The organism is Arthrobacter sp. SAFR-044 (genome assembly GCF_059414985.1).
This window is the reverse complement of record NZ_JBPFDN010000024.1, coordinates 1-12,482: the sequence shown is the minus strand read 5'-3', so window position 1 is coordinate 12,482 and position 12,482 is coordinate 1. Positions and strand designations below refer to the sequence as shown.

The following is a 12,482-nucleotide window of genomic DNA, read 5'->3' as shown; positions in this document are numbered from 1 at the left end:
CCGCATCGGCCCCACAGTATGCGAAGACGAAGGGCCAATACCGATCGAAAACAGATCAAAAACGCCAACAGCCATGCTGGTTCCTAACTTGAACAGGTGGTTGGGGTGGAGCGGGCAGGACATCCTCTGCGTGCTCGGTCGCGAAGACGCCCGCTAAGCGGATGCTGCCGGATGCCCCGCCCACTCCGCGGGCACGTCACCAAGGCGACTTCCCCGGGAGGGGCCGGAGGAGCCGGACTTTTCGAAAGCCTGCGTCAAAGCGACGAACTGGGCCCACGCCGTCCGGGTTCCCTGCCGAGCTTGCGAGGCAAGGGGGACGGTGGGGCGCAGCAGGCGTGAAAATGTCCGGTCCGCCGGTCCCGAAGGTGACCAGAGCCATGCACTTAGGCGAGGTTTGTGATGGAGGGGTAGAGCGGGTGGGACTTTGCCAAGGCGTCAACGCGGTGACGGAGCCCGGACAGGTCCGCGCCGGCGTCGGCGATCAATGCCTCGGCGATGATGTCTGCAACCTCGCGGAAGGCTTCCTCGCCGAAGCCACGGGTGGCCAGGGCGGGGGTGCCGATGCGCAGGCCCGACGTCACCATCGGGGGACGCGGATCGAACGGGACCGCGTTGCGGTTGACCGTGGTGTCGATCGCGGCCAAGCGGTCTTCTGCCTGCTGGCCGTCGAGTTCGCAGTTGCGCAGGTCCACCAGGACCAGGTGCACGTCGGTGCCGCCGGACACCACGCTGATGCCCTTGGCGGTGACGTCGGGCTGGACCAGTCGCTCGGCCAGGATGCGGGCACCGGCCAGGACGCGTTCCTGCCGCTCGCGGAACTCCTCGGACGCAGCGATCTTGAATGCCACGGCCTTACCGGCAATGACGTGCTCCAGTGGCCCGCCCTGCTGGCCCGGGAACACGGCCGAGTTGATCTTCTTGGCGATGTCGGGGTCGTTGGAGAGGATGATGCCGCCGCGCGGACCGGCGAGGGTCTTGTGCGTGGTGGAGGTGACCACGTGGGCGTGCGGGACGGGGGAGGGGTGCAGGCCAGCTGCCACCAGTCCGGCGAAGTGCGCCATGTCCACCATGAGGTAGGCGCCCACGGAATCGGCGATGCGGCGGAACTCAGCGAAGTCCAGCTGGCGCGCGTAGGCTGACCAGCCGGCCACGATGAGCTGCGGCTTGTGCTCCTGGGCCAGCCGCTCCACCTCGGCCATGTCGATGGTGTGGGTGTCTTCGCGGACCTGGTACGGGACCACGTTGTAGAGCTTGCCGGAGAAGTTGATCCGCATGCCGTGGGTCAGGTGGCCGCCGTGGGCCAGGTTCAGGCCCATGATGGTGTCGCCGGGCTTGATCAGCGCGTGCATCACCGAGGCGTTGGCCTGGGCGCCGGAGTGAGGCTGGACGTTGGCGAACTCAGCGCCGAACAAGGCCTTGACCCGGTCGATGGCCAGCTGCTCGATGACGTCCACGTGCTCGCAGCCGCCGTAGTAGCGCTTGCCCGGGTAGCCTTCGGCGTACTTGTTGGTCAGCACCGAGCCCTGCGCCTGCATGACGGCGGCCGCGGTGTGGTTCTCCGAAGCGATCATTTCCAGGCCGTCGCGCTGGCGGCCCAGTTCGTCGTCGATCTTTGCCGCAATCTCGGGGTCCAGGGCGGACAGGTTTGCGTTCAGGCTGGGGGAGACGACCTGTTCAAAGGCCATGGTGCCCGCGGCGGCCGCGGCGCCGCTCACAGTTCGCCGCCGTTTGCTTCGGCGTATTCCTGCGCGGACAGCAGCGGGCCCTCTTCGGTGACGGTGACCTTGAAGAGCCAGCCGGCGCCGTAGGGATCGTTGTTGATCACGGCAGGGTCGCCGACCACGTCGTCGTTGATTTCCGTGACTTCGCCCGTGACGGGGGAGTACAGGTCGGAGACGGACTTGGTGGATTCGATTTCGCCACAGGTTTCGCCTGCGGTCACGGTGGAGCCAACCTCGGGCAGGTCCACGTACACAATGTCGCCCAGCGCTTCGGCGGCAACAGCGGACACGCCCACTACGGACGGGCCGGAGCCGTCAGCGGCGATCCATTCATGCTCGGCGGAGTACTTCAGTTCAGCGGCAACTTTAGCCATGGTGTGTTTCCTTAAGTTTGGGGTTCAAGAGTGGGGAGCGCTATTTCTGGCGCTTGTAAAAGGGCAGTGCGACGACTTCAAACGGCTCAGCCTTGCCGCGCAGGTCCACGTCCAGGGCGGTGCCCAACTCGGCGTGCTCGACGTCGACATAGGCCAGTGCCACAGGGTAGCCAAGGGTGGGGCTGGGCTGGCCCGACGTCACCTCGCCCACCACGGTTCCGTCTTTGAGGACCGGGTAGCCGCCACGGCCAGCCCGGCGGCCGTGGCCCTTCAGGCCCACCAGTTTGCGCTTCGGGCCGGCTTCCTTGGCTGCCTGCAGTGCTGACCGGCCCACGAAGTCGCCTTCCTTGGACTTAAGCGCCACGACGGGACCCAGGCCGGCATCGAAGGGTGAACGCTCCAGCGAGAGTTCGTTGCCGTACAGCGGCATGCCCGCTTCAAGGCGGAGCGAATCGCGGGATGCGAGGCCGCACGGGACAATGCCGAACTCTTCCCCGGCCTGGGCCACGGACTCCCACAAAGCAGCGGCGCCTTCATTCGGGAGGAAGAGTTCGAAGCCGTCTTCGCCGGTGTAGCCGGTGCGGGCCAGGATGACATCGTGGCCGGCCACGGTCACTTCGTTGAACGCGTAGTACTTCAGGCCAGTGACCAAGGCGTGCTGGGACTCATCCGTGAGCTTGAGCAGGATGGCCTCGGCCTTGGGTCCCTGGACTGCGACGAGCGAGGTTGCCGCCGAAGCGTCCTCCACTGTCACGTCGAAGTTGGCTGCACGTTCGGCGAGGGCGGCGGCCACGGTGGGAGCATTGCCGGCGTTGGGAACCACCAGGTACTTCTCATCGCCGAAACGGTAGGTGATGAGGTCGTCGATGATGCCCCCGTCCTCATTGCAGATCAGCGAGTACTTGGCTTTGCCGTCCGCGATGGCGGACAACTTGCCCACCAGGGCGTAGTCCAGGAACGCACCGGCCTGGGGGCCGGTGACCCAGACTTCACCCATGTGGGAGAGGTCGAACAGGCCTGCGGCGTTGCGGACGGCGTGGTGCTCGGCCAGTTCGGAGCTGTATTTGAGCGGCATCTGCCAGCCACCGAAGTCGGTGAAGGAGGCGCCAAGCTTCTTGTGCTCTTCGTAGAGAGCCGTGTAGTTCTCAGTCATGGGGAATCCTTAGTTTTCGAACTCGGACAGCGGCGGGCAGGAGCAGATCAGGTTCCGGTCTCCACCGGCGCCGTCGATCCGGCCCACCGGCGGGAAGTACTTGTCCTGCTTGAGGTGGTGGACGGGGAAGGCGGCCTGCTCGCGGCTGTAGGCGCGGTCCCAGTCGGAGTTCACGACGGCGGACGCGGTGTGGGGTGCGTTGCGCAGCGGGGAGTCCTCGACAGTGAAGTCGCCGTTGACCACCTGGTCGATTTCCTTGCGGATGGTGATCATGGCTTCGATGAAGCGGTCGATCTCGGCCAGGTCCTCGGACTCGGTGGGCTCCACCATCAGCGTCCCTGCGACGGGGAATGCCAAGGTGGGGGCGTGGAAGCCGAAGTCGATGAGGCGCTTGGCCACATCTTCAGCAGTGACGCCCGTCTTAGCAGTGAGGTCGCGCAGGTCCAGGATGCATTCGTGCGCCACGAGGCCGCCTTCGCCGGTGTACAGCACCGGGAAGTACTCGTTCAGGCGCACGGCAACATAGTTCGCTGCGAGCAGGGCTGCCTTGGTGGCCTCGGTCAGGCCCTCGCCGCCCATGAGCTTCACGTACGCCCAGGAGATCGGCAGGACACCGGCAGAACCGAAGTTCGAGGCGCTGATGGCCACGCCGCGGCCTTCCTCATGCGCTGCCTTGTTGGCGTCGCCGGGCATGAACGGCGCCAGGTGGGCCTTGGCCGCAACAGGTCCGACGCCGGGTCCGCCGCCTCCGTGCGGGATGCAGAAGGTCTTGTGCAGGTTCAGGTGGGAGACGTCGCCGCCGAACTTGCCGGGCTGGGCCAGGCCCACGAGGGCGTTCAGGTTGGCACCGTCAACGTAGACCTGGCCGCCGGCTGCGTGGACAGCCTCGCAGATCTCGGTCACGTCCGCGTCATAGACACCGTGGGTGGACGGGTAGGTGATCATGATCGCCGAGAGGGCGTCCCTGTTCGCCTCGATCTTCGCGTACAGGTCCTCGTGGTCGATCGTCCCGTCCCCGGCCGTGGCAACCACGACGACCTTCATGCCGGCCAGGACGGCGGAGGCGGCGTTGGTGCCGTGGGCCGAGGCGGGGATCAGGCAGACGTTGCGCTGGGTATCGCCGTTGGCGCGGTGGTAGCCGCGGATGGCCAGCAGGCCGGCGAGCTCGCCCTGGGATCCGGCGTTCGGCTGCAGCGACACCTGGTCGTAGCCGGTGATCTCCGCCAGGTCGGCTTCCAGGCCGCTGATCAGTTCACGCCAGCCCTTGGTCTGGGACTCGGGGGCGAAGGGGTGGATGGAGGCGAACTCCGGCCAGGAGATGGCCTCCATCTCGGCAGTGGCGTTCAGCTTCATGGTGCAGGAACCGAGCGGGATCATGGTGCGGTCCAGCGCCAGGTCCCGGTCCGACAGCCTGCGGATGTAGCGCAGGAGTTGGGTTTCGGACCGGTGGGTGTTGAACACCGGGTGCTGCATGAACGCAGAGGTGCGGAGCACCTCTGCGGGCAGGTCGAAGCCCTCGGCGTCCACGACGGGGCCGGCACCAAAGGCGACGGCGATTGCGGACAGGATTTCCGGCGTCGTGGTTTCATCCACGGAGACACCGATGGTGTCCGCGTCAATGTGGCGCAGGTTGATGCCGCGTGCTTCAGCAGCCGTGATGACCTTGGCGGCCTTGCCGGGAACGGAGACCGTGACAGTGTCGAAGAACGTCTCGGTGGCCAGTTCCCGGCCCGCGACCTTGAGCGTGGTGGCGAGGACGCGGGCGTTGTTGTGGACCCGCTCGGCGATGGCCTTCAGCCCGTCCGGGCCGTGGTAGACGGCGTAGAAGGAGGACACGATGGCCAGCAGGGCCTGAGCCGTGCAGATGTTGGACGTGGCCTTTTCGCGGCGGATGTGCTGCTCGCGGGTCTGCAGGGCCAGGCGGTAAGCCGGGAGGCCGGCGTCGTCCTTGGACACGCCCACCAGGCGGCCGGGCATGGAACGCTCCAGCCCCTTGGCCACGGCCATGTAGGCGGCGTGCGGGCCGCCGAAGAACAGCGGGACACCGAAGCGCTGGGTGGAGCCGACGGCGATGTCGGCGCCCTGCTCGCCCGGAGGGGTGATCAGGGTCAGGGCAAGCAGGTCTGCGGCGACGGTGACCAGCGCGCCGCGCTCCTTCGCTTCGGCGATGACGCCTGCGTGGTTGAAGACGCGGCCGGAGACGCCGGGCTGCTGGAGCACGATCCCGTTGATCGCGCCTTCAGGGAGTCCCTTGGACAGGTCGGCGACCTCGACCTCGAAGCCGAGCGCCTCGGCGCGGCCCTTGACGATGGCGATGGTCTGCGGCAGTACGTCGGCGTCCAGGACGGTCTTGCCATCGCGGGCGTCTGCGTTCTGGCCTTTGGCCTTATTGGCCCTGCGCATCATGAGGACGGCTTCGGCGACAGCCGTGGCTTCGTCCAGCAGCGAGGCGTTGGCGATGGGCAGGCCCACCAGGTCCTGGACCATGGTCTGGAAGTTCAGCAGCGCCTCGAGCCGGCCCTGGGAAATTTCGGGCTGGTACGGGGTGTAGGCGGTGTACCAGGCCGGGGCTTCCAGCACGTTCCGGCGGATCACGGCGGGCGTGATGGTGTCGTAGTAGCCCTGCCCGATCATCTGGACGGCGGTCTTGTTCTTGGCGGCGAGCCTGCGCAGTTCCGCAAGCACCTCAACCTCGCTCAGCGCGTCCTTGAGCGCGAGCGGCTTGGACTGGCGGATCGAATTGGGAACAGCGATGTCCACGAGTCCGTCAACGCTGTCGTAGCCAACGGCCTTGAGCATGGTGTCGACGTCAGCCTGGCGGCGTGCACCGATATGCCGGTCTGCAAAGGCAGACGGAAGGGATTGAATCGTCATGAGGAACTCCAGGTTCGGCCGGCCACGGGTGGCTCGGCATGGATCGGGTCCCTCCCCGCTCTGTATTGGACCTGAGAGATTCCGCAAACCTTGCCAGGGCCTGCTTGCACCGTCGGTGAGCGCTGCCTGAGCAGCGCTGCTTTCCAGAGTCGCCTCGCCGTGACGGTACATGGGCCTGAGAGATTCCTGGGGAGGATTTGCTCCTACGGCGCCTGCCCGGTGATGGCCGGGAGAACTCTCCCGCCACAGCTCGAAAGGCATATTGAAATGTGGGTGATTCGGCTCACAGGCTACACGCAAGGTTGAGTGGGGAGCAAATCGGTCCATCATGAAGCGCGCCTGGGCAGCGTCCCTCGGAGGAATAAGGCCTGGCTTGACTTTTGTCCGTGACCGGCGCCACACTGAACCCCGTGATCTGGCCGGGCAGCGGAACTGGCCCAAAGACGCTGGGCGCTCCGTTCGCCGGCAGGGATCACCGGAGGCCCCGCTATCCATCCTGCGGATCACCGCGCCAAGGATGGATGCCCTCTGACAACTGAACACTGATTTACCAAGCAAACGCTTTTGACCTGCGGCGGGAGAGCCCTGCCGGTACGTTCAGCAGGCGCCGTAGGAGCAAACCCTCCCCAGGAAACTCTCAGGCCCACGTACCGCCGCGGTGAGGCAACTCTGGAAAGCAGCCAGGCCCTGTCCTGGCTCACCGACGGTGCAAGCACGCCCCTGGCCGGCATGTGGAAACTCTCAGGTCCCAGACAGAGCGGGGAGGAAATCCAATCTTTGCGACACCCCGGGTGCCGCTCGAACGATGGAGTTCCTCAATGACGACCCATTCCCCGACGTCCCCCGGCGGCGGAGCCCCGCACCTGGAGCGGCAGCTCAGCAACCGCCACATCCAACTGATCGCCATTGGCGGCGCAATCGGCACCGGCCTGTTCATGGGTTCCGGCAAGACCATCTCGGCCGCCGGCCCCTCAGTGATCTTCGTGTACATGATCATCGGCTTCATGCTGTTCTTCGTCATGCGTGCCATGGGTGAACTGCTGCTCAGCAACCTCAACTACAAGTCCTTCAGTGACTTTGCCGCTGACCTGCTGGGCCCGTGGGCCGGCTTCTTTACGGGCTGGACCTACTGGTTCTGCTGGGTGATCACCGGCATTGCGGACGTCATCGCCATCGCCGGGTACTCTCAGGAACTCTGGCCGGGGCTCCCGCTGTGGATCCCGGGCCTGGCAACGATTGCCATCCTCCTCCTGCTGAACCTCGCCACCGTCAAGGCATTCGGTGAGACCGAGTTCTGGTTCGCGCTGATCAAGATCATCGCCATCGCGGCCCTGATCATCGTGGGCCTCTTCATGATCTTCAGCGGTTTCCAGTCCGACGCCGGCCCTGCCACCTTCACCAACCTGTGGAGCCATGGCGGGTTCTTCCCGAACGAGTTCATGGGCTTCGTTGCCGGCTTCCAGATCGCAGTCTTCGCCTTCGTGGGCATCGAACTGGTGGGTACCACCGCTGCCGAGGCCAAGAACCCGGAGCGAAACCTGCCCAAGGCCATCAACTCCATCCCCATCCGCGTGCTCCTCTTCTACGTGGGTGCCCTCATCATCCTGATGGCCGTCACCCCCTGGACCGAGTTCAGGGCCGGCCACAGCCCCTTCATTGCCATGTTCTCCCTGGCGGGGCTGGGCGCCGCCGCCACTGTAGTCAACCTCGTGGTGCTGAGCTCCGCGATGTCCTCCGCGAACTCCGGCATTTATTCGACCTCCCGCATGGTCTTCGGCCTTGCACAGGAAGGCGACGCCCCGGACGTCTTTGGCAAACTGTCCCGGCGGAAGGTACCCCAGAACGCACTGTTCCTTTCCTGCGTGCTGTTGCTGTCCGGCGTCGTCCTCATGTATGCGGGCCAGGACGTGGGCAAGGCCTTCGACATGGTGACCACCGTCTCCGCCGTCTGCTTCGTCTTTGTCTGGTCGATCATCCTGGCCAGCTACATTGCCTTCCGCCGCCGGCGGCCGCACCTGCACGAGGCGTCGAAGTTCAAGATGCCCGGCGGCGTTGCCATGGTCTGGGTGGTCTTCGCCTTCTTCGCCTTCGTGATCTGGACCCTCACCACCCAGCCGGACACCCTGGTGGCCCTGCTGGTCACCCCGGTGTGGTTCATCCTGCTCGGCGCTGCATGGTTCGTCCTCCGCCGCCGGCCCGCACACCAGGCCCGTTTCGCCACGTTCCAGGCTGAACTGCAGGCAGACCAGGACTTCTCTGACGCCGCAGCCGGCAAGGCTGTACGGCCGGGTGCCGCCGCAGAAGCGGGGGAAGAGCGGGTCAAGCGGTGATCGGCACCAAGGCCCGCCCCACCGGGACCGGCACATCCGAGGCAGACACCTTCGAGGCCGGGCGGCTCCAGTCCGTGACCCCGGAAACCGGCAGGGAATTCGTGCTGACGTTCCACTGCCTGGATGCCCTCGGCATTGTCCAGGCGGTGTCGGCATACCTGCTGGAACAGGAATGCTACATCGTGGACATCAAGCAATTCGGCGACAGGGCAAGCGGCCGGTTCTTCATGCGCATCCACGTAACCTCGCAGGTTGAGCTGGACCTTGCCCGCCTCCGGGCCGGTTTCGGTCAGGTGGCCCAGGAGTGGCAGATGGACTGGCGCCTGGAACGCCACGGACGCAAGCAGCCCATCCTGGTGATGGTCTCCAAATACGAGCATTGCCTCAACGACCTCCTGTTCCGCGCCCGCAGCGGTGAGCTGCCCGTGGAGATCGCCGCCGTGGTGTCAAACCACCCGGACCTGGAACCGCTTGCTACGTGGCACGGTGTTCCGTTCCACCACATTCCGGTGACCCCTGAAACGAAAGCGGATGCGGAAGGGCGCCTCCTGGGCCTGGTGGACCACTACGCCGTGGAACTGGTGGTGCTTGCCCGCTACATGCAGGTGCTCAGCGATGAGGCCACCACCCGCCTGAGCGGCAAGGCCATCAATATCCACCACTCGTTCCTGCCCAGCTTCAAGGGTGCCAAGCCCTACCACCAGGCCTACGAGCGCGGCGTCAAAACGGTGGGCGCCACTGCCCACTACGTCAACTCCGAGCTGGACGAGGGGCCGATCATTTCACAGCAGGTCATCGAGGTGGACCATACTTACTCCGCCTCGGACCTGGTCACGGTTGGCCGCGACGCCGAATGCAAGGCGCTAACGAATGCGGTCCGCTGGCACGCTGAAGGGCGGATCGTCCTCTCCGGCAACCGGACGGTCATCCTCCGCTAATTGCCGGTCCATCCATGCGGCCGGTGCCCGCACTCCTTCTGCCGGAGGGCAGGCACCGGCCGCAGTACCACCACATCTAAAGACAGCCTTTCGAGCTGTGGCGGGAGAGTTCTCCCGGCCATCACCGGGCAGGCGCCGTAGGAGCAAATCCTCCCCAGGAATCTCTCAGGCCCATGTACCGTCACGGCGAGGCGACTCTGGAAAGCAGCGCTGCTCAGCCAGCGCTCACCGACGGTGCAAGCAGGCCCTGGCAGGGTTTGCGGAATCTCTCAGGTCCAATACAGAGCGGGGAGGGACCCGATCCATGCCGTGCCACCCGTGGCCGGCCGAACCTGGAGTTCCTCATGACGATTCAATCCCTCATGCCATCAGCCGCTGCACCGATTCCCGCGGAAGGACAGGCCGGCAATGCCGGGACGGTACTGCCTGTCCGGATGCAGATCAATCCCACGGAGGGTATTGCCGCCCGCGTCCAGGCCGCGGTACCCGCCGGGACACAGCTGACGGTGACGTGCCTGCCCCGCCAAGGCGTGGGGACCACCATCCGCACGGCCATCGAGCTTGCCTACCTTGGCTTCGAGGTTGTCCCGCACCTGGCCGCACGAAGCATCGAAAGCCGTGAGCAACTGGCCGGCGTGGTCCGGAACTGCCACGACGCCGGCATCGCCGAAGTGTTCGCCGTCGGCGGTGACGCCGGGGAGCCGGCCGGTCCCTATGACAGCAGCCTTCCGTTGCTGGAGGACGTCGCGGAGGTGTCCGGCGGACGGATCCGGGCCGGAGTGGCGGGTTACCCCGAGAGGCACCCCGGCCACGGCGAACTGCACATGCTTGATGCCCTGCTGGAAAAGCAGCATCTGGCATCGTCAATGGTGACGCAGCTGTGCTTTTCGGCTCCCCGCATCCAGTGGTACGCCGAAACCCTGCGCCGGGAAGGGGTGACCCTGCCTGTATGGGCCGGAGTGGCTGGTAGCGTTCCCCGGGCCCAGTTGATTTTGCTTGCCACGAAGATCGGCGTGGGCCCGTCCCTCAAACTGCTGAACCGCCGCGGCCCCCTCGGCCGCCGACTGCTCCGTGGCGGCCACTACTCCTCCCAGTCAATCCTCGCGCAACTGCAGGACGGCGGAGCGGTGAAGGGTATCCACCTGTACACCTTCAACAACCTGCACGGTCTCAACAGCTAAAAGGGCCGGCGGCGCCAGCTGGAAGGCCGGCGGCCGGGGCTGCCTGTGGCGCGGAGCGGAAAGTTCAGCATGCTTAGTGTTTGTCCACATAGGATGGGATAAGCACGGCAGCCTACCCGCTGCAGGTCGATTTGAATGAAGGTGACCATGGCCAGGCGCAGCAATCCCGCAGTACGAATCGCACAGGAAACCGCCCACAACGCAATGTTCGATGCCGACGGCAAACCCAAACCCGGCGTCCACAACATGCTCCTGAAGGCGGTGCAGATCCAGCGGCCCCTGGTGGTGGCCTACATCCGCCGGCTGCAGAAGAAGCATCCGCGGGCCACCGCCGCGCAGCTGGCAGACATCGCGGAGCGTGACTACCTGCGGGCCGTGACCGGCGGGGGTGCGCTGGTGGGTGCCACCGCCGTCGTCCCTGGTGTGGGAACCGTGGCGTCGCTTGGGCTTTCCGCAGCCGCAACCGTCGGCTTCCTGGAGGCGACGGCCCTCTACGCGACCTCGCTGGCAGAGCTCCACGGCATCCGCCTCACCAATCCCGAGAAGGCCGGGACCATGGTCATGGCCATCATGCTTGGCGAGGAAGGGACCGCCCTGATGGGCACTCTCAGCGGCCAGGCGGCCGGCGGCGCCAAGCCCGCCGACGTCTGGGGAAACATGCTGTCCAAGTCCTCGATGCCGGGGTTCGGCAACGTCCGGAAGAGGATCCAGCACGCCTTCCTGAAGAACCTGCTCAAACGCCAGGGCACGGCACTGTTCGGCAGGGCCCTTCCCTTCGGCATAGGCGCGGTTGTGGGTGGAGCCGGTAACCTCGTGATGGGCCGTGCCGTGGCGCAGAACGCCAGGGAGGCGTTCGGGCCCATGCCGGATACCATTCCCGGGGAGCTGACCGCTGCTGCCGGGCCGGACAACCTGACCCTGGAAGGCAACATACTTGGATCTCAACGCTGACGTAGGCCAATCATTCGGATCCTGGACCGCGGGAGGCGATCCGGCGATGTTCCAGCTGGCCACCAGCGTTAACGTGGCGTGCGGCCTCCATGCAGGCGATCCCGTCACCATGCTGGACAGCTGCCGGGCGGCCTACGAGCTGGATGTCACCGTAGGTGCACACGTTGGCTACCGCGATCTGGCCGGCTTCGGCCGGCGCTCACTGGACATGAGCTTTGATGAGCTTTTTGGTGACGTGCTGTACCAGCTGGGCGCGCTCGACGGCGTCGCGCACGCCGTGGGTGCTTCGGTGGACTTCGTGAAACCGCACGGTGCGCTGTATGACACCCTGGTCCATGATGCCGAGCAGGCCTCCGCCCTGTTGGCGGCGGTGAACGCCTACGATCCGGGCCTTCCCATCCTGGGCTTCCCCGGCTCGGAGCTGTTGAAGCAGGCCAAGGAGGCAGGCCACCCCGTGTTCACCGAGGCTTTTGCTGACCGCGCCTATTTCGCCGACGGCACGTTGGTGCCGCTTTCGCGGGAAGACGCCCTACTGCACGACGTCGACACGATCGTCGAGCGGGCAGTTCGCCTGGCAACAAAAGGCGAAGTGGTGGCCATCGACGGGTCCTTGGTCGCGGTCCGGCCTGACTCGCTGCGTATCCACGGCGAGACTCCTGGCGCCGTGGAGGCTGCAGCCCACATTCGGGCAGGTCTTGAGGCCTCAGGCGTGGAGCTGGAGGCCTTCGCGTAGAAGGCGGTGGCGTGCTCCGGACCCAGTGACTGCTGATCGTGGCCAACATGTAGTGTCCAGGGCTCGCATCATCCCGACGGTACTAGTGGCGTCGTGAGGAGTTCGGCCCAGAGTGGATCGTCGGCTGGCAGGTCGTCGAGGTCCACGTACCTGTCGTCGTCGGGTTCCCACAGGGGAAGGTCTTCGAGGCTGGCCTCCAGGCACTGGCATTCAGGGGGCGAGACCCA

At 65.7% G+C, this 12,482-nt stretch carries 10 protein-coding genes and 3 riboswitches; of the genes, 5 read left to right on the top strand and 5 right to left on the bottom strand.

What is annotated here, in order from left to right:
* The 5 genes from ACR65J_RS20880 to gcvP all read right to left on the bottom strand — a co-directional run.
* A partial coding sequence (locus ACR65J_RS20880) for a serine dehydratase beta chain (protein WP_387442595.1) occupies positions 1-75 on the bottom strand: 75 nt, incomplete at its 3' end.
* A gap of 308 nt (positions 76-383) precedes the next feature.
* Complete coding sequence (glyA, locus tag ACR65J_RS20875) at positions 384-1,685, bottom strand: serine hydroxymethyltransferase (protein ID WP_440172699.1); 1,302 nt, start codon at positions 1,683-1,685, stop codon at positions 384-386.
* Positions 1,686-1,711: 26 nt separating this feature from the next.
* Positions 1,712-2,095 (bottom strand): glycine cleavage system protein GcvH, encoded by a 384-nt coding sequence (gene gcvH, locus ACR65J_RS20870; RefSeq protein ID WP_440172695.1) that lies wholly within the window; start codon positions 2,093-2,095, stop codon positions 1,712-1,714.
* A gap of 40 nt (positions 2,096-2,135) precedes the next feature.
* A complete protein-coding gene (gene gcvT / locus ACR65J_RS20865) occupies positions 2,136-3,248 on the bottom strand; it encodes a glycine cleavage system aminomethyltransferase GcvT (RefSeq protein WP_440172693.1) in 1,113 nt (370 codons plus the stop codon).
* Between the two features lie 9 nt (positions 3,249-3,257).
* Positions 3,258-6,122, bottom strand: a complete 2,865-nt coding sequence (gcvP, locus tag ACR65J_RS20860; protein ID WP_440172691.1) for an aminomethyl-transferring glycine dehydrogenase — start codon at positions 6,120-6,122, stop codon at positions 3,258-3,260.
* Positions 6,123-6,275: 153 nt separating this feature from the next.
* Positions 6,276-6,375: riboswitch (glycine riboswitch) on the bottom strand.
* A 312-nt stretch (positions 6,376-6,687) separates the two neighbouring features.
* A riboswitch (glycine riboswitch) is annotated at positions 6,688-6,785 on the top strand.
* Positions 6,786-6,940: 155 nt separating this feature from the next.
* Here gcvP and cycA point away from each other — a divergent pair.
* The 5 genes from cycA (at position 6,941) to ACR65J_RS20835 (ending at position 12,255) form a co-directional block, all read left to right on the top strand.
* Complete coding sequence (gene cycA, locus ACR65J_RS20855; RefSeq protein ID WP_440172690.1) at positions 6,941-8,452, top strand: D-serine/D-alanine/glycine transporter; 1,512 nt, start codon at positions 6,941-6,943, stop codon at positions 8,450-8,452.
* 74 nt (positions 8,453-8,526) lie between these two features.
* A complete protein-coding gene (purU, locus tag ACR65J_RS20850; protein ID WP_440172697.1) occupies positions 8,527-9,390 on the top strand; it encodes a formyltetrahydrofolate deformylase in 864 nt (287 codons plus the stop codon).
* 91 nt (positions 9,391-9,481) lie between these two features.
* Positions 9,482-9,581: riboswitch (glycine riboswitch) on the top strand.
* Between the two features lie 153 nt (positions 9,582-9,734).
* Positions 9,735-10,571, top strand: a complete 837-nt coding sequence (locus ACR65J_RS20845) for a methylenetetrahydrofolate reductase (protein WP_440172688.1) — start codon at positions 9,735-9,737, stop codon at positions 10,569-10,571.
* A 147-nt stretch (positions 10,572-10,718) separates the two neighbouring features.
* On the top strand, positions 10,719-11,522 hold the full coding sequence (locus ACR65J_RS20840) for a hypothetical protein (protein ID WP_440172686.1): 804 nt from the start codon (positions 10,719-10,721) through the stop codon (positions 11,520-11,522).
* Positions 11,506-12,255, top strand: a complete 750-nt coding sequence (locus ACR65J_RS20835) for a LamB/YcsF family protein (protein ID WP_440172684.1) — start codon at positions 11,506-11,508, stop codon at positions 12,253-12,255. Before ACR65J_RS20840 ends, ACR65J_RS20835 begins: the two co-directional genes overlap by 17 nt.
* The last annotated feature ends 227 nt before the right edge of the window (positions 12,256-12,482 follow it).